Origin of the sequence: Prauserella aidingensis, assembly GCF_024171865.1 — a bacterium.
GTDB classification, from domain to species: domain Bacteria; phylum Actinomycetota; class Actinomycetes; order Mycobacteriales; family Pseudonocardiaceae; genus Prauserella; species Prauserella aidingensis.
The window spans coordinates 16782-34725 of record NZ_JAMTCN010000025.1 but is presented as its reverse complement, the minus strand read 5'-3'; the positions used below and the strand labels follow the sequence as shown (position 1 = coordinate 34725).

Annotated in this window: 14 protein-coding genes; 9 read left to right on the top strand and 5 right to left on the bottom strand. The window is 71.1% G+C overall.

Annotated features, from left to right (window positions below):
* The first annotated feature begins 46 nt into the window (after positions 1–46).
* The 3 genes from LY13_RS20540 to LY13_RS20530 are packed head-to-tail and all read left to right on the top strand — an operon-like array spanning position 47 to position 2204.
* Positions 47–649, top strand: a complete 603-nt coding sequence (locus tag LY13_RS20540) for a TetR/AcrR family transcriptional regulator (RefSeq protein ID WP_253830241.1) — start codon at positions 47–49, stop codon at positions 647–649.
* The gene (locus LY13_RS20535; RefSeq protein WP_253830240.1) at positions 646–1380 is read left to right on the top strand and encodes a mycothiol-dependent nitroreductase Rv2466c family protein; all 735 of its coding nucleotides are present in this window, start codon (positions 646–648) and stop codon (positions 1378–1380) included. The genes LY13_RS20540 and LY13_RS20535 overlap by 4 nt, the downstream gene beginning before the upstream one ends.
* Positions 1377–2204 (top strand): maleylpyruvate isomerase family mycothiol-dependent enzyme, encoded by an 828-nt coding sequence (locus tag LY13_RS20530; protein WP_253830239.1) that lies wholly within the window; start codon positions 1377–1379, stop codon positions 2202–2204. Before LY13_RS20535 ends, LY13_RS20530 begins: the two co-directional genes overlap by 4 nt.
* 94 nt (positions 2205–2298) lie before the next feature.
* On the opposite strand, the gene LY13_RS20525 is transcribed toward LY13_RS20530, so the two are convergent.
* Together LY13_RS20525 and LY13_RS20520 are read right to left on the bottom strand one after the other, a co-directional pair.
* Complete coding sequence (locus LY13_RS20525) at positions 2299–4263, bottom strand: S9 family peptidase (protein WP_253830238.1); 1965 nt, start codon at positions 4261–4263, stop codon at positions 2299–2301.
* A gap of 68 nt (positions 4264–4331) precedes the next feature.
* Complete coding sequence (locus LY13_RS20520) at positions 4332–5363, bottom strand: TerC family protein (RefSeq protein WP_253830237.1); 1032 nt, start codon at positions 5361–5363, stop codon at positions 4332–4334.
* Between the two features lie 310 nt (positions 5364–5673).
* Here LY13_RS20520 and LY13_RS20515 point away from each other — a divergent pair, with 310 nt between their 5' ends.
* Positions 5674–8796 (top strand): alpha/beta fold hydrolase, encoded by a 3123-nt coding sequence (locus LY13_RS20515; protein WP_253830236.1) that lies wholly within the window; start codon positions 5674–5676, stop codon positions 8794–8796.
* Positions 8796–9782, top strand: a complete 987-nt coding sequence (locus LY13_RS20510) for an ABC transporter permease (protein WP_253830235.1) — start codon at positions 8796–8798, stop codon at positions 9780–9782. Before LY13_RS20515 ends, LY13_RS20510 begins: the two co-directional genes overlap by 1 nt.
* A gap of 65 nt (positions 9783–9847) precedes the next feature.
* Here the strand turns inward: LY13_RS20510 and cynS are convergent, their stop codons facing one another.
* Positions 9848–10303, bottom strand: coding sequence for a cyanase (gene cynS, locus LY13_RS20505; protein WP_253830234.1), 456 nt, complete (start codon positions 10301–10303; stop codon positions 9848–9850).
* Between the two features lie 194 nt (positions 10304–10497).
* Between cynS and LY13_RS20500 the strand changes: the two genes are divergently transcribed.
* Positions 10498–10884: a VOC family protein gene (locus LY13_RS20500; RefSeq protein ID WP_253830233.1), complete on the top strand. Its 387-nt coding sequence runs from the start codon at positions 10498–10500 to the stop codon at positions 10882–10884.
* 22 nt (positions 10885–10906) lie between these two features.
* Here the strand turns inward: LY13_RS20500 and uvrB are convergent, their stop codons facing one another.
* Together uvrB and LY13_RS20490 are read right to left on the bottom strand one after the other, a co-directional pair.
* A complete protein-coding gene (gene uvrB / locus LY13_RS20495) occupies positions 10907–13066 on the bottom strand; it encodes an excinuclease ABC subunit UvrB (RefSeq protein WP_308216377.1) in 2160 nt (719 codons plus the stop codon).
* 143 nt (positions 13067–13209) lie between these two features.
* Positions 13210–14361 carry a DUF5685 family protein gene (locus LY13_RS20490; RefSeq protein ID WP_253830232.1) on the bottom strand — a complete coding sequence of 384 codons (1152 nt, stop codon included), beginning with the start codon at positions 14359–14361 and terminating at the stop codon, positions 13210–13212.
* Positions 14362–14451: 90 nt separating this feature from the next.
* Between LY13_RS20490 and LY13_RS20485 the strand changes: the two genes are divergently transcribed.
* The 3 genes from LY13_RS20485 (at position 14452) to LY13_RS20475 (ending at position 17837) form a co-directional block, all read left to right on the top strand.
* The gene (locus tag LY13_RS20485) at positions 14452–14973 is read left to right on the top strand and encodes a ribonuclease FAU-1 family protein (RefSeq protein WP_253830231.1); all 522 of its coding nucleotides are present in this window, start codon (positions 14452–14454) and stop codon (positions 14971–14973) included.
* 66 nt (positions 14974–15039) lie between these two features.
* A complete protein-coding gene (locus tag LY13_RS20480) occupies positions 15040–16137 on the top strand; it encodes a beta family protein (RefSeq protein WP_253830230.1) in 1098 nt (365 codons plus the stop codon).
* Positions 16138–16532: 395 nt separating this feature from the next.
* On the top strand, positions 16533–17837 hold the full coding sequence (locus tag LY13_RS20475) for an HNH endonuclease signature motif containing protein (protein ID WP_253830277.1): 1305 nt from the start codon (positions 16533–16535) through the stop codon (positions 17835–17837).
* The last annotated feature ends 107 nt before the right edge of the window (positions 17838–17944 follow it).

The window sequence follows — 17944 nt, the reverse complement described above, 5'->3', positions numbered from 1 at the left end:
CACGCGCCAGTTGACCGTTCGGTCAAGAGAGCCTACGGTCTCCGCCATGGGCCGGAGCCGCGACACTCGCGAGCGGATCGTCCGCACGTCGGCCCGGTTGCTGCTCTCCCGCAGCTACGGATCGGTGAGCGTGGACGACGTGTGCGCCGCGGCCGACGTACGCAAGGGCAGCTTCTACCACTTCTTCCCCGCGAAGGCCGATCTGGCGAAGGCCGTCGTCGACCTGCACACCGACGCGTTGCTGGAACGCCTCGCCGCCGCCTCGGGGGACACCGCGGCCCAGCGCCTGCACGGGGTCGCCGACGCCGTCGGCGGCATCCAGGCCGGATTCGAGTCCACGTTCGGCCGCGTGGTCGGCTGCCCGTTCGGGAACCTCGCCGCCGAGTTGTCCACCGTGGACGACACGCTGCGCGACCACCTGGCCTCGGCGTTCGCACGCTGGGAGCGCGGATTCGCGGTGATCTGCCACCAGGCCGCGCACGAGGGCGTACTGCGGGAGGGCGTCGACCCGGACCGGCTCGCCCACTCCCTGCTCGCCCACACCCAGGGGCGGATCCTGCTGGCGAAGGTCGGCGGTCACTCGGCCACCGACGTCGCCGCCACGCTGCACGACCTGATCGACGTGCACCTGCGAGAAGGAGCCGTATGACAGCACCGTCCGAGCCGTCCGAGCAGCCCCGTCCGTCCGAGGTGGACTTCCACTTCGACCCGATGTGCCCGTTCGCCTACCACACCTCCCGTTGGATCCGGGAGGTCCGCTCCCGCACCGGGCTGACCGTCAACTGGCGGTTCTTCAGCCTGGAGGAGGTGAACCGGTTCGAGGGCAAGAAGCACCCGTGGGAGCGACCGTGGTCGTACGGCTGGTCGCTGATGCGGATCGGCGCGCTGCTGCGGCGCCGCGATCCCGCACTGCTCGACGCCTGGTACGCGCGGGTCGGCCGGGAGCTCCACCTCGACGGCGGCAAACCGCACGAGCCGGAGACGGCGCGTCGCCTGCTCACCGAGATCGGCGTCGAGGCCGCGGTACTGGACGAGGCCCTCGCGGATTCGTCCACCCACGACGACGTCACGGCCGACCACCGGCGCGTGGTGGACGCGGGCGGTTTCGGCGTGCCCACGCTGCTGTTCCCCGACGGCCAGTGCCTGTTCGGCCCGGTGCTGGTCGATCCCCCGTCGGGTGCCGCGGCGGTGCGGCTGTGGGAGCTGGTCACCGGCATGCTGGAGTTCCCGCACGTCTACGAGCTGCAGCGGCCCAAGGCTCCGCACGACGAACGAGCCGTCGCCGACGCGCTCGCCCCGTACCTGCGGGGCCGTGACTGGGAGAGCGTCGACAGAGGACAGATCATCGAACTCGGAAACGAACGGGAGAGCACCTCGTGAGCACGACGACGGGCTTCGACAAGGACACGATCACCGGGGCGCTCGCCGCGCAGTGGGAGTCGCTCGACGCACTGCTGGCCTCGCTGGACGCCGCGGCGTGGGAGGCACCGAGCCCACTACCCGGCTGGGCCGTGCGCGACGTCGTCGCGCACGTGATCGGCACCGAGTCGTCCTTGCTGGGCGAATCGGCCCCGGAAGCGGACATCGACGTGGCCGAGTTCTCCCACGTGCACAACGAGATCGCCGCGGTCAACGAACGCTGGGTGCGCTCCATGCGGGAGTCGGCCCCTGAGCGGATGCTCGAGCGGTTCCGCGACGTCGTCTCCCGCCGGGGCGAGGCGTTGCGCACGATGACGCAGGAGGATTTCGACGCGCCGTCGTGGACGCCGGTGGGCAAGGGCACCTACGGCCGGTTCATGCGCATCCGGATCTTCGACACCTGGCTGCACGAGCAGGACATCCGGGACGCCACCGGACTGCCGGGGCACGAGGCCGGTCCGTGTGTCGAGCAGTCGTTCGACGAGCTGGTCGAGTCGCTCGGCTACGTCGTCGGGAAGAAGGCGGGCGCCCCGGACGGCGCGGGCGTGACCCTGGAGTTCACGGGGCCGCTGCGGCGCACCGTGCACGTGGCCGTCGACGGCAGGGCCTCCGTGGTGCCTGCCCTCTCCGGCCCGGCCACCACCACCCTGCGCCTGGACGCGGGACTGTTCGCACGGCTCGCCGGTGGCCGCGTCGACCCCGAGGAGCGGCTGCCCGAGGTGGAGCGCTCCGGCGACACGGAACTCGGCGACCGGATCGTACGCAACCTCGCCTTCACGATCTGAGGCGTGGACGGCCCGGCGCCGTCACGATCCGGCCCGCCGGTCCCGTCGCACGCCTGCGCGCCGCACGCTCGCCCACGCGGCGCGCAGGCCGAACTCAGTCCACCGGCAGGTGGCGGGCCCACCAGTCGAGCACGGCCTCGAACCGCTGGACGCGATGCCGCGGCTTGCCGCTGCGGGTCAGTTCGTGTCCCTCACCGGGGAAGAGCAGGAACTCGGTGTCCGCACCGGCCTTCTTCAGCGCGACGAACAGCCGCTGCGCCTGTTCCAGGGGGCAGCGCCAGTCCTGTTCGGAGTGCACCACCGCGAAGGGGACGTCGATGTCGGCGGCGTAGGTCAACGGGCTGCGCTTGCGCTGTTCGTCCGGGTCGTCACCGACGTAGACCTCGGTGAACGTCCAGCCGATGTCGGAGCTGCCCGCGAACGAGTCCCACGCGTTGACGGCGCGCTCGCTCCACGCCGCGCGGAACCGGTCGCCGTGGTGGGCGGCGAGCCAGCCGGCCATGAAACCGCCGTACGAACCGCCCATCACGCCGACCCGGTCTGCGTCGGTGTCGGGCCGTTCGAGCACGGCGTCGAGCAGCGCCAGCAGGTCGTCGGCGTCGACGGTGCCGAGCGCGTGCAGCACCGCCCGCCCGTGGGACTCGCCGTAACCTGCCGAACCCCGCGGGTTGGCCAGCACGACGGCGTATCCGGCCGCCGCGTACACCTGGGCCTCGTCGAACAGGCTCCACTCGTACGCCGCGAACGGTCCGCCGTGGACGACGAGGAGCACCGGATGCGGGCCGTCGCCCTCGGGAGTCACGACCCAGCCGTGCACCGGGTAGCCGTCGGCCGACGTCGCGGTGATCTCCTCGGCGGGCAGGACACCGCTGCCGCGCAACGGTTCGGACAGCGTCGTCAGCGCCGTGAACGCGCCGTCGCCGTCGGCGAGCAGCACCTCGCCCGCGTCCTCGGGGCCGGCCTGCACCACCGCGATCCGGTCGCCCGCCACGGTGAACGACCGCACCGCCGCACGCTCGCCGGTCAGCACCGGAAGCCGCGACAGGGGCGCCTCGGACGCCGTGCGCGGCACGCGCCGCAGCTCGGCGGCACCGCGGTGGGCGACGACGACCAGCACGTCGTCGCCGTGCACGGCGGGCGGTCCCGCGGCCGCCACGCAGTCGACCGACTCGGCGTCGGTGAGCCTGCGCGCCGGCTCGGAACCGTCGAGGGGCGCCGCCCACAACCCGGCGTTGGTCGCCGCACGGGCGTATCCCTCGAACGCGGCCGCGTAGAAGAACACCGTGCCGTCGGCGGCCACCGCCGGGTTCTCCGCCCGGCCCTCGGTACGCACGGCGAGGTGCGGCGTGCCGCCTTCCGCGGGCACGGCGTAGAGGTCGGCGTGCATCGTCTCCACGCGGTCCCAGTCCCGCGGGGCGACCACGAGCACCGACCGACCGTCCGGCGTCCATGCCGGATCGGCGACGGACGCCGCGTCGTCGGTCAGCGGCTCCGGTGCGAGGTCCGGTTCGTCGGCCAACGCGTCGACCACGAACAGCCGCTGCGGCCGGTCGCGCAGGAACCCGATGTTGTCGATGCGGTAGTCGTACCGGGTGATCCGCCGGGGCGCCTCCTCGGCGGCGTCCGGGGTCACGTCGCCGTCGGAGGTGCCGTAGCGGCCCGGTTCCGGCACCCGCGCGGTGAAGGCGATCCTGCGCGAGTCCGGGGCCCACACGGGCGTGCCCGCCCCGAGCGGCAGCGCGGTCAGCACCCGCGACTCACCGCCGCCCGCCGGCATGACGTGCAGCTGCGCCGGATCACCCGCATCGCTGCGGAGGAACGCCACCCACCGACCGTCCGGGGAGATCGCGGGTGCCGAGTCGCGGCGCCGGTCCGGCCCGGCGCCGTCCGGACCCGGGCCGTGGGTCCACGCCGTCGTCCCGTCCCGGCCGACGCGGTGCAGTCCGCCGACGTAGGCGTTCGCCGCGACGTCGGGACGGGTGACGGACACGAGGAGGAGGTCGTCGGACAGGGCGGGCCTGCCGGGGACCTGCTGCAGTTCGATATCGGAAGGGCGCACGGCCCGCACCCTACCCGACCTTTAGCGGCGCTAACGACCTGTCGTGCGCAGTCCCGGGTGCCTGAACGTCACCGCTCGTCGTCGGAGGCCGGCCGGTCGTCGGCCCTCTCCTCCGGTGCCGCGGCGTTCAGGTTCAGGCCGGACTGACCGACCACGCTCGGATCGCGCTTTGCCTTGGCCAGGCTCGCCACGGTCGTGACGGTCAGCACCACGACGATCACGCCGAGGGACATCCAGTTGTTGATCTCCAGCCATGCCGGCGTGACGTGGTACTCGTGCAGCGCGTGAAGCACGAGCTTCACCCCGATGAACGCGAGGATGATCGCCAGTCCCTGCGACAGGTACACGAGCTTGCTGACCAGCCCGCCCAGCAGGAAGTACAGCTGCCGCAGCCCCATCAGGGCGAAGGCGTTGGCCGTGAAGACCAGGAACGCCTCCTGGGTGATCCCGAAGATCGCGGGGATCGAGTCGACCGCGAACAGCAGGTCCGCGCTGCCGATCGCCACGATCACGAGCGCCATCGGCGTCAGGTACCGCTTGCCGTTCTTCCTGACGATCGAGTGGTGACCCTCGTAATCGTCGGTGACGCGGAAGGCCTTCCTGGTCAGGCGGGTGACCAGGTTCTCGTGGTACTCCTCGTCCTCGTCCTTCTGCCGCACCATGTTGATCGCGGTGAAGATGAGGAACGCGCCGAACAGGAAGAAGATCCACACGACCTGCGCGATGGCCCACGCCCCGATGGCGATGAACACGCTGCGCATGGCCAGCGCGATCACGATGCCGATCAGCAGGACCCGGTGCTGGTGGATCGCGGGCACCTTGAACGACGCCATGATCACCATGAAGATGAACAGGTTGTCGACCGACAGCGAGTACTCGGTGATGTAGCCGGTGAAGAACTCGACACCGGGATCGTGCCCGGCGAGCAGCCACACCCCGGCACCGAAGGCCACGGCGCAGGCGACGTAGAAGACGACCCAGCGCGCGGCCTCACCGGTGGTGACCTCATGGGGTTTGCGGTCGACGATCACCAGGTCGATCGCCAGCAGCACGATCAGACCGCCGATGGTGGCGGCCCACAGCCAGAACGGCACGGACATGGACGATTTCCTCCGGGTAGCGGCATGGTGCTATCCGGAGGTCTCTTCCGCCCGCGCGCCACCTCGGGGTCTGCGGGCCGGCGACGCCGGGTGCGTCGGAACGCAACCGTGCTGACGACGTCGCCGTGACGGAATACTCCCCTCCGTGGGGAACACAACCGCTCCATCCTTACGCCCCGGTGCGGTCCGGCGCCACTCGTGGCAACCGTCCGCTTCGTCACCCCACGCGTAACATCGATCACACAAGATCACTCCGGCTCCGGGAAACCGGGCATGCCCGGACGAACCGCCTGCTCCACGTCCCCATAGTGTGGTCACCGTGTCCCGTCTTCTCCGCAGCCGCGGCCGACGCCTGACGGCACTGGTCGCCGTCGTCGCACTCCTCGCCGTCGCGGGCCTCCTGCTGTTCCGTGACGGCGAACGGCCACCCGCGTACAGCACCCAGGCCGCCACCATCGACGTCGCCACCTCACCGGGCTCGGCCGACCGCGAGCAGCTCGATACGACCGTCTACGTGCCGGAGGACACGCCCGCACCCGCCGTCCTCCTGCCCCACGGGTTCGGCGGCGACAAGAACAGCGTCGCCCGCGACGCCCGGGAACTCGCCGAGCGCGGGTTCGTCGTGCTCACCTGGTCCGCACGCGGATTCGGCGACAGCACCGGCTCGATCTCGCTCAACGCACCGGACCGCGAGGTCGCCGACGCCTCCCGGCTGCTCGACCACCTGGCGGGCATGCCCGAGGTCGTGTCCGACGACGACGGCGACCCCCGGGTCGGTGTCACCGGCGCCTCGTACGGCGGCGCGCTGGCGCTGCTGCTCGCCGGAACGGACCCGCGGGTGGACGCCATCGCGCCCGCCATCACGTACAACGATCTGCGGCAGTCCCTGCTGCCCAACAACGCCACCGACGACCGGCTCGCCGCCACCACGCCCGCCCCCGGCGCGGACACCGGGTCGGGCGTGCTCAAACGGTCCTGGATCGGCGCCCTCTTCTCCGCGGGCTCCGGCACCCCGTCGAGCGCCCCGGGCCCCGGACCCGACGCCGTCGAGCCCGGCGACGACGAGGAGAACGACGACCTCGCCGCACCACCGGGCGGACAGACCGGCGACACCGGTGCGGCACCCGGCGCGGGACGGCCACAGAGCGGATCGGGCGGGAACCTGCGTCCCGACGCCGACGCGTGCGGACGGTTCAGCGCCGAGGTCTGCGCCGCCTACGTCGACGTCGCAACCGACGGGGCCGCCGAACCGTCGACGCTCGACCTGCTGCACCGCGTCTCCCCCGCCTCCGTCACCGACGACATCACCGTGCCGACGCTGCTGGTGCAGGGCGAACACGACACGCTGTTCGGCCTCGATCAGGCCGACGCCAACGCCCGGCAGATCGCCGAGGCCGGCGGCGAGGTGTCCGTCGCCTGGTACGCGGGCGGCCACGACGGCGGCGGACCGGGGCCGCAGCTGCGCGGCGTCATGGCCGACTTCCTCTGGCACCACCTCACCGGTGAGGGCGAGGATCCGGCGGCGACGTTCTCGTACGACGTGACCGGCGCGATCCGGGCGAACGGCGCGCCCTCCGTCCGCAACGTCGACGCGGGCGCCTACCCCGGCGTCAACGGCGACGACGTCCGGCGCCGGGCCGTACAGCTGGTCGGCGAGCAGCAGACCGTGGTACGACCGCCCGGCGGCACGCCCGCCTCGGTCAGCGGTATCCCCGGGCTCAACCGCATCGTGGCGGGCTCGTCGCGACTGTCGGGCCTGTTCACCGTCGACCCGCCCGGCCAGACCGCCGTGTTCACGTCCCGCCCCATGACCGAGCAGCTCCTCGTGTCCGGTGCATCGACGGTGCGCCTGTCCATCGCCCCGGAGCCGATGGCCGATCCCGCGGCGGCAGGCCCCGGCGACAGCGGCGGCAACAGTGACAACGGCGGAACCGGCGGTACCGGCAACGGCAACGGCAACGGCAACGGAGACTCCGGCCGCGGGCAGAACAACCCCGGGAACGGCACCTCCGGCGACGGCGCTTCCGGCGACGGCCCTTCCGGCGACAACGACGACTCCGGAACCGGGTCCGCGGCCGGCGCCAACGCCCAGCCCGGCGGGTCGGCCCCGTCCGAGGCGGTGCTGTTCGCCAAGCTGTACGACGTCGGTCCCGACGGCACGCGCACCCTGCCCGGCAACGCCGTCGCGCCGATCCGGGTGCCGCTGTCCGCGGACGGCTCCCCGACCGAGGTGACCGTCACCCTGCCCGGAATCGTCCGGCCGATCGAGACCGACCACCGCCTGCAGCTGGTGATCGGCACGACGGACCGGTCGTACGCCACCCCCGATCGGCCCGCCGGATTCCGCGTCGGACTGGCGGGCCCGCCCGAGGTCGCGGTGCCCGTGGTGCCCGGGACGACGGCGACGTCCCGGTGGCCGGTGGTGCAGCTCGCGGGCATCGGCGGCGCGCTCGCCCTCGCCGTGCTGGTCGCCGTGATCGGCCGGATCCGCCGCAGGCACTCGCACCGGGTCGACCCCGACGTGGCCGGCACCCCGATCGTGATCTCCGGCCTCACGAAGTCGTATCCCGGTGGGCTGACCGCGGTCAGCGACCTGTCGTTCCGGGTCGAACCCGGTCAGGTACTCGGCCTGCTCGGTCCGAACGGTGCGGGAAAGACGACGACGTTGCGCATGCTGATGGGCCTGATCACGCCGACCGACGGCGAGATCCGCGTGTTCGGCCACCGCGTCACGCCCGGAGCTCCGGTGCTGTCCCGGATCGGTTCGTTCGTCGAAGGCTCCGGGTTCCTGCCGCACCTGTCGGGCGCGGCGAACCTCGAACTGTTCTGGCAGGCGACCGGCAGGCCCGCCGACAGGGCGCACATCGACGAAGCGCTCGAGATCGCGGGGCTGGGCGACGCGGTGCACCGGAAGGTGCGCACGTACAGCCAGGGCATGCGGCAGCGGCTGGCCATCGCGCAGGCGATGCTCGGCCTGCCGGAGCTGCTCGTGCTCGACGAACCCACCAACGGGCTCGACCCGCCCCAGATCCACCAGATGCGTGAGGTGCTGCGTCGGTACGCGGCGACCGGCCGCACCGTCGTGGTGTCCAGCCACCTGCTCGCCGAGGTCGAGCAGACGTGCACGGACGTCGTCGTCATGCACCGCGGCAGGCTGGTCGCCTCGGGCGGTGTCCACGACATCATCGCCGCGGGCGGGGAGGCGACGTTCCGGGTGGACGACGCCGACCGGGCGGCGGAGATCCTGCGCGGCCTCGACGGCGTGTCCGACGTGGAGATCACCGACGGCCTCGTACACGCCGACCTCGGCCCGCTGCCGCGCAGTGAGGCCGTCGCGGCCCTCGTCCGGGCGGACGTGGCCGTGGAGCAGGCCGGACCGCGTCGCCGGCTCGAAGACGCGTTCCTGCAACTCGTCGGGGAAGGTGAAGGCTGATGAGCGACTCCGAACGCGACACCGCGTCCGGTGCCGCACCGGAGCACCCGCACGCCGTGGACCAGCACGGGGTGCACACCGACCCGGCCGCGCTGGAGGAACTCGCCGACGCCGCCGGGGCCGAGCACGTCACGGGGCCCGGGCCCGACGGCGCCGTCACCGGCTACCGCGCGGGCCGCACGCTCCGGCTCGGGGTGGAACTGCGACGACAGCTGCGCAGGCGGCGGACCCAGCTGCTGCTCGCCTTCGTCGTGTTGCTGCCGTTCATCCTGGTCGCGGCGTTCGAGATCGGCGAGGCCGAGGCGAATCCGCGGTCCGGCGGGTTCATCGACCTGGCCACGGCCAGCGCGCCGAACTTCGTCGTGGTCGCCCTGTTCGTGTCCGGGTCGTTCCTGCTGCCGATGATCGTGGCGCTGTACTTCGGCGACACGATCGCCAGCGAGTCCTCCTGGTCGAGTCTGAAGTACCTGCTGGCCATCCCCGTGCCCCGGCACCGCCTGTTGCGGCAGAAGGCGGTCGCGTCCGGGTTGCTGTCGGCGCTGACGATCGTGGTGCTGCCCGTGTCGGCGTTCGTCGCGGGGACCATCTGGTACGGCACGGGCGAGGCCATCAGCCCGACGGGCGATGCGATCCCGTTCTCCGACAGCATCGTGGCGCTCGCCCTCGCGACCGCCTATCTGCTCGTCCACCTGGCCTGGGTGGCGGGACTGGCACTGTTGTTGAGCGTGTCGACCGACGCCCCGTTGGGCGCGGTCGGCGGCGCGGTGCTGGCGTCGATCCTCTCGCAGATCCTCAACCAGATCACCGCGCTCGGCGACCTCCGGGATTTCCTGCCGACCCATTTCTCGTTCGCGTGGATGGACCTGATCGCCACCGACGTCGAATGGACGCGCATCGCCTCCGGCGCCCTGTCGGCGACGGTGTACGCCACCGTGTTCGGTCTGCTCGCGGCCCGGCGGTTCGCGACGAAGGACGTCACGAGCTGATCCCGGACGTCACGAGCTGAGCCCGCCTGCGACCCTCACCGACACCACCACGCGGCCCGTGCACCTCACGCCCACTGGTAAGCCAGGAATTTGCCGTCCATCGTCACCACGACCCGGTCTCCGCCGGGGTCGGGGCGCCGGTCGACGTCGAGGCGGAAGTTGATGGCGCTCATGATCCCGTCGCCGAACTTCTCGTGGATCAGTTCCTTGATCGTGGGCCCGTAAACGTGGAGGACCTCGTAGAACCGGTAGATCGTCGGGTCGGAGGCGTCGGTCTCCGGGGTACCGCGCGTCGGCTGCGTCCGCAGAGCCGCGGTGACCTCGTCGTCGAGTTCCAGCACCCCGGCGGCGGTGGTCGCCTGGGCCTCACTCAGCGGGTGCTGGCCGAGCAGGGCGGCGGTGGACCACGCCACGGGCGCGTCGAGGAGTTCGGCGAGCTTCTCCCAGGTCAGTCCGAGGCGATTCTTGGCGGCGAGCACGGTGGCGGCCGCGTCCTTCTTGGTCATCGGCGTGGCGGTCATGGGGCGCACCGTAGCCGCGGCGCATTGCACCGATGTTTCCACGCGTCGCCGATGCGGGATCGGGTTCGCGTCACGCGGGCCGGTTCGACCCGACGGGGTCGGCACTGATGACAAGGCGGGCCGGGATGACCGACAATTCCGGCAGCAGGATCGTCACCGCCGCGCGCGGCCCCATTTCCGGCTAGGAGGCCATCATGCCTCGTCCCGTGTACTTCGAGGTCTACGCGAGCGATCCCGAACGGGCGATCACGTTCTACACGACCGTGTTCGAGTGGCATTTCGAGAGATGGGCACCGGACGCCTCGTGGGCCATCACCACCGGTAGCGGCGCCGGCATCGACGGCAACCTCGTGCAGCGGGACGGCCCTCCACCGGAGAACGGCGCGGCCGCACCCACGTGCTCGCTCACCATGGAGGTCGACGATCTGGACCTGATGGTGCGTGAAGTGGAGCAGGCGGGCGGGTCGCTGGTCGCCGCGGCGCGGACGGTTCCGGAGCTCGGCAGGCTCGCCTACTGCCGCGATCCGGAGGGCACGCTGTTCGGCATGCTCGAACCGGACGCAGGCGCCGGCGCCGACTGACGCACCGTCCCGCTCCGGACGGTCACTGCTGTCCGGCGGCGTCCATTCCGCGCAGCTCCTTCTTGAGCTCGGAGATCTCGTCCCTCAACCGGGCGGCCAGCTCGAACTGCAGGTCCCGCGCGGCCTGCATCATCTGGTCGGTCATCTGCTGGATGAGGTCGGCGAGCTCGGCCCGCGGCATCGAACTCGGCTCGCGGTCGACGAGCACGCCGGAGCTGCGCACCTTGTCGCCCTGCTCCGGCTTCTTGCCACGCGAGGCGTTGCGCCCCGAACCGCCGACGTCGACCTCCTCCTCGGAGTCCTCCGCCTCCGTGTAGACGCGGTCGAGGATGTCGGCGATCTTCTTGCGCAGCGGCTGCGGGTCGATGCCGCGCTCGGTGTTGTAGGCGATCTGCTTCTCGCGCCGCCGATTTGTCTCGTCGATGGCGTACTGCATCGAGTCGGTGATCGTGTCGGCGTACATGTGGACCTGGCCGGACACGTTCCGCGCCGCACGGCCGATCGTCTGCACCAGGGACGTGCCGCTGCGCAGGAATCCCTCCTTGTCGGCGTCCAGGATCGCCACGAGCGACACCTCGGGCAGGTCGAGCCCCTCCCGCAGCAGGTTGATGCCGACGAGCACGTCGAAGTCGCCGGACCGCAGCTGCCGCAGCAGTTCGACGCGGCGCAGCGTGTCCACCTCGGAGTGCAGGTAGCGCACGCGGATGCCGAGTTCGAGCAGATAGTCGGTGAGGTCCTCGGCCATCTTCTTCGTCAACGTGGTGACCAGCGTCCGCTCGTCCTTCTCGGCCCGGGTGCGGATCTCGTGCACCAGGTCGTCGATCTGCCCCTCGGTCGGCTTGACGACGACCTCCGGGTCGACCAGTCCGGTCGGGCGGATGACCTGCTCGACGAACTCGCCGCCCGCCTGGCCCATCTCGTACGGGCCGGGTGTGGCGGACAGGTACACGGTCTGGCCGATGCGGTCGGCGAACTCCTCCCACGTCAGCGGCCGGTTGTCGAGCGCGCTCGGCAGTCGGAAACCGTGGTCGACCAGCGTGCGCTTGCGGGACATGTCGCCTTCGAACATCGCACCGATCTGCGGCACCGTCTGGTGCGACTCGTCGATGACCAGCAGGAAGTCCTCGGGGAAGTAGTCGATCAACGTGGCGGGGGCGGAACCGGGCGCACGCGCGTCGATGTGCCGCGAGTAGTTCTCGATGCCGGAGCAGAACCCGACCTGCCGCATCATCTCGATGTCGTAGCTGGTGCGCATGCGCAGCCGCTGGGCCTCGAGCAGTTTGTTCTGCTTCTCGAGTTCGGCCAGCCTCTCCTCGAGCTCGGCCTCGATCGCGTGCACGGCCTTTTCCATCCGCTCGGGTCCCGCGACGTAGTGCGTGGCCGGGAAGATCCGCACCTCGTCGACCTCGTTGACGATGTCGCCGGTCAGCGGATGCAGGTAGTAGAGGCTGTCGATCTCGTCGCCGAAGAACTCGACCCGGATCGCCAGCTCCTCGTAGGCGGGGATGATCTCGACGGTGTCGCCGCGCACCCGGAAGGTGCCGCGGGCGAACGCCAGGTCGTTGCGGGTGTACTGGACGTCGACCAGCGCGCGCAGGAACACGTCGCGGTCGACCTCCTCGCCGACCGCCAGCCGCGACGACCGGTCGAGATACGACTGTGGCGTACCGAGGCCGTAGATGCAGGACACGCTCGCGACCACGATCGTGTCGCGGCGCGAGAGCAGGTTCATCGTCGCCGAGTGACGCAGCCGTTCGACGTCGTCGTTGATCGACGAGTCCTTCTCGATGTAGGTGTCCGTCTGCGGGACGTACGCCTCGGGCTGGTAGTAGTCGTAGTAGCTGACGAAGTACTCGACGGCGTTGTTCGGGAACAGTTCCCGCAGCTCGTTGGCCATCTGCGCGGCGAGCGTCTTGTTCGGCTGCAGCACGAGCGTCGGCCGCTGCACCCGCTCGACGAGCCACGCCGTCGTCGCGGACTTGCCCGTACCGGTCGCGCCGAGCAGCACGACGTCCTTCTCGCCCGCCGTCAGCCTGCGGTCGAGCTCCTCGATCGCGGCGGGCTGGTCACCGGCGGGCTCGTAGTCGCTGACGACCTCGAACCGCCCGCCCTTGCGTGGGATGTCGGAGACGGGGCGGAACTCGGAGTGCGCCAGCACGGGGTGTTCGGTCGCGAATGCCACGTCGTCCAGGGTAGGCGGGCCCACCGACAAGTTCCGCCCGGCGGCCGGGGGTGTCCACCCGTGACGCCGCCACCGTCGCCTCGGTGGTCACACCGGCCCCAGCCGTCACCTCAGTCGTCACACGCACCGCCGAGCCCGGCCGGTCAGCAGTCGCAGCAGGAGCAGTCACCGCAGGAGCAGTCACAGCCGCCGCAGTCGCACGTGCCCTTCGGCTCGCCGTCGCACGGCCCGGGGTACGGATCACGGCAGCAGAACTGGCAGCTGCAGCACATGTACAGGCCCACGCAACACCCGAGTGCGGGGTTGCGCGGTCGCGGCGGCACCCGGAACCTCGGATACCAGAGCCCGCCGCCCTGCCCGTCCAGGATCGACTCCGAGCCACCGTTCGCCGCGACCTCCGTGCCGGGCGTGCCGGACGTGCGGTGAGCGTGCCCGCCGTCGCCCGCGTGCCCGAACGTGCGGGTGACCGCCCGGTCCAGCTCGTGGACCAGCAACGCGTGCACGAGCGCGGGGCGTGTCAGCGACAGCTGGTCGAGCGCGAGCCGCACGCCGAGCACCGCGTCGTCGCACAGTCGCCGCGCCTCGGCGAGTTCGGTCCCCGTGGCGAGCAACGGGTTCCACGCCCCCGTCGCACGATCGTCCCGGAGATCCTCGACGGCGTCGAGCAGGTGTGCGATCCGCCCGAACAACCGGCCGGCCTCCCCCAGCTCGGCCGCGTTCCCGAGCCTGCCCGCCAGCACCGCCGTGTGGGCGAACGCCGCGGCCGTCGCATGCTCGGTCGGCCCGGTCGCCGTGAGCACGGAGCCCCCGGCACTCAGTGTCTCCTCGACCGCCGGCTGCGTGGCGATCGCCGACGCCAGGTCCGTCGTGTCGAGACCGAGCCGCTCTCCCGACTCGGCCGCACGCTGTGCCCAGCCCGCCGCCACGCGCTGCGCGAGCGGCCCGACGCCGCGACGGCCCGCCACGCCGTCACCGTCCACGACGTGGTCCGACACCTTCGCGGACGCCAGCACCAGCGACACCGACGCCGCGAGCCGCGCGCCGTCACCGATCGCCACCGACGCGCCGCGCATGCCCCTCAGGGCGCACGGACCCGCCGTGCGCCGCGGGGTGTCGGCATCGGACTGGGCGTCGACGAGCGCCGACAGGAGCAGTCCGTCGTAGTTGGTGGCCGTCCGTGCGAGCTGACCGTGCTCGTCCCGCAGCGCCAGGCACAGCCCGCACAGGTGCGCCGTCCACTCGGTGCGCAATCGCCCGGACAGCCGGTGCCTGCACGGCCTGATGATTCCGAACATCGTCCCGGGCCCCCGTTCAGTCGGTTCGGATCGTAGCCGGGCACACGACCGCGCGGTTCCGACTCGACGCATTCGCCCGCGCACAGCAAGATGGCCGTCATGCATCCGCCGAAGCGGGAGACGTTCGACGTTGCAGCCGGCACCAACACCGATCCGAAGGGCGTCGTCCGCGAGGTCGAGGAGTACCGGGTCGAGGACTTCGGCCTGTACATGGCGCGGCCGACTCCGGGACGGCCGCAGTTCCGGTACCTCGAGTCCTGGCTGCTCCCGTCGCTCGGACTGCGGATCAGCGACTTCTGGTTCAACCCGGGACACGAACGGGACCAGGACTTCTATCTCGACGTCGTGGGCGTGACCACCGACGATGCCGACGTCTGGCACACCACCGACCTGTACCTCGACCTCGTGCTGCGACAGCACCGCGGCGTCGACGTGATCGACACCGGGGAGCTGCTCGAAGCCGTCCAGGACGGCCTGGTTACCTGCGGAGACGCCACGGCAGCACTGGAGACGGCCTACAGCACGGTCGACGCGCTCGCCCGCCACGAGCACGACCTCGGCGCATGGCTCGCGACGCACGACATCGCACTCACCTGGCGCCGCCGCCCGTAGGTCCGGTAGGCCGGAACCCCTGTTCGGCGGCTTCTCCAGGACCACGTGTGACCGTACGGTCACACTGTGCACACGTCACTCGTGTTCGGGGAGGCGCCGGTGCCGCACGATCCGGCCGCCTGGGTCGCCCTGCGAGCGAAGGAGGGCGAGGCCGAGGCACTCACCCATGCCGACGAGTCCCATCTCGAACGGGTCCAGCCCCTCATTATTCTCGACCGAGCGACGTCGGTCGCCGGCCAACTCGCCCACGCGGAACGGGTTGCTCGGCACCTGCACAACCACGACCGTGTCCTCGCTGTCGACGCCTCGGATGTCGACCCGTCGGCCTTCCGCCCGACCGCGACTCTCGGGGAGCTGGTCGACCGGCTGAGCTACGGCGTGGACCTGTTCGACGTGGGCCCACCGATTCCGATCCTCCCGACACTTCGGGAATGCACTTCGCTCCGAGACGCTGCGGACATCGGCCGCTTGGGTGAGGAGACGGGCGCCGGAGTCGCCCTCCGCATACAGCTGCTCGCGGGGCGCACCGTCGACATCGCGGGCGTCGTCGACGCGTTGAAGGTCGACCCACGCACGATCGACGTGGTGCTCGACCTCGGATTCGTCGAAGCGGCACTCGCCGAGCACGTCGACCTCGTCCATGCCGCCGTGGACGTCGTTCGAACAACCGGCCCCTTGCGCAGCATCGTGCTCCTGGGCGGCTCCGTCCCTCCGCAGCTGTCGCGACTCGGCCGCTGGCACCAGGACCGGCACGAGGAGCAGTTGTGGCAGGAGATCTCGGCACAACACGCTGACGTGCTGTTCGGTGATTACGGCGTGGTCCACCCGACACCGACGAAGGGATGGCGGCCCAGGAACGTCGCGGTGCGGTACGCCTGCCCGACGGGTTGGACGTACTGGCGCCGGCCGATCGAGGAGCCGGATCCCGCTGGTGCAGACGACGGATCCGGCGACGAGCCACCCCGAGCACGCGCCTTCCGAGAGCTGTGCCGTGAACTCGTCGACACCGACGTCTTCGCCGGACCGGACTTCTCGTGGGGTGACCGCAAGTTGTCGAACGCGGCACGCGGCAACGAGAAGACTCTGGGACGGGCCAGCCGTCCTGTTGCCTTCGCGACCTCCCACCACCTGGCGCACCTGGCCACCATGGACCGTGCGGCCTGATACCCGCCGTGGTTCCATCACGCGTTACCGCGGCCGGTGCACAAGTCTCGAACCGCCGACGACGCATCGGCCGATCCTCGGCAGGGCGGCCGGTCCCGCGTCGTCTCCCCGCGACAGCGCCCACGCCATACCGGTGAGGGTGCCCGCGCCCGCCGCCGGGGTCGGCGCCGACCCCGGCGGCGGGCACCACGAGAAGCCACACGGTCGTCGACCCCAGGAGTGCCGGCTGCGCGCCGAGGGTGCGCCTCGGCTGCGTAGTCGTCCGCACCGACACATGAGCGCGGCCCGCCAGAACGCGGAGGAGCCGTTTTCGGCGCGGGGCGCCGGAGTGATTTCACTCTTTCGAGAACTGGACTGTTCGACCATGAGTTCGATACTGTGTCGTTGTGGATGACATGGGGGACGGCGTCGGAGCCAAGGTCGAGCGACTGCGGGAGCTGCGGGTTCGACGGGCGCGGCTCGATGCCGAGGAGTTGGCGCTGTTGGCCGAGATTGCAACTGCTGTGGATGACGACCGTGGTGTGGCGGAGGAATTGACGCCGGTACTGCGGGTCTCCACGCGTGAGGTCGAACGCCGTATCGACGCTGGCCGGTCGGTGACGGGGCGGATGCCGCGGTTGCTGGCTGCGATGCGGGCCGGTGAGGTGGAGTCGTACGGGGCCAGGCGGGTGTTGTCGGTGACCGGCCCGCTCGATGACGACGCGGCCCGGACCGTGGACGCGTTGCTGGCGGAACGGCTGGTGGAGGCGCCGGAGACGGCGTGGCAGCCGGGGAACCTGGCCCAGCGGGCACGTCGGCTGGTGGAGAAGGTCGACCCCGGCGGACAGGCCGAGCGTGCCCGCACGGCGCGTGCAGAACGCCGGGTCGAACTCACCCCGGGTGAGCACGTGATGTCCTCACTCGAAGCGCAGCTACCCGCCGAGATCGCTGCCGCGTGCTACTCCCGCGTCGACGGAATGGCCCGGTCGCTGCGGCGCAATGGCGACAGCCGCACCCTCGACCAACTGCGCGCGGACGTCACCGCCGACCTGCTCCTCGGACGCGACCCCGGTGTCACGCCCTCGGAGGCCGCAGCCATGGTGTACCTGCACGTGCCCGCCGACACCGCCCTGACGATCTCCGACCAGGGATGCGAACTCGACGGCTACGGGCCCATCCCGGCCGCGATCGCCCGCGAAATCATGACCAACCAGCGCAGCACCTGGCGGGCCGTGTTGTGTGATCCCGGCACCGGCGAACCCCTGGACCTGGGCCGCACCCGGCGACGACCCAGCGCGACGATCCGCGAACTCGTGCGGGTACGCGACCGGAAATGCGTCATGCCCTGGTGTCACCGGCCCGCCCGGCACTGCGACCACGACCACGAACAAGCGTGGGCTGCAGCCGGCGACACATCCGTCGCCAACGGCGGCCCACGCTGCCGACGCCACCACCGACTCAAACACGATCCCCGTTGGAGTGCCCGCTACGACCCCGTCCACGGAACGACCCGAGTGACAACACCACACGGGACGGCCTACACCGCACACCGAGAAACCGTCCTCACCCCGAAGCCAGGACGACACCGGCCCACCGTTGTAGGCGTACTCAGCCATCGCGGCAACCCGGGGCACCGCGGCCGGCCGACCTCGTTCCGCGCCGAACCGGCGCGACACACCACCGACCCGGAACCGCACCACGACTCCGGGCCACCGTTGTAGAGGTAGTCGGCCGAGGTAACTCGGACCCGTTCGCGAACGAGGAGCTGTCGTGGCCCGAGAAGCCTCCCCCTAGCGGGATCAACGACCGAGACGACCAACCAGCGGAG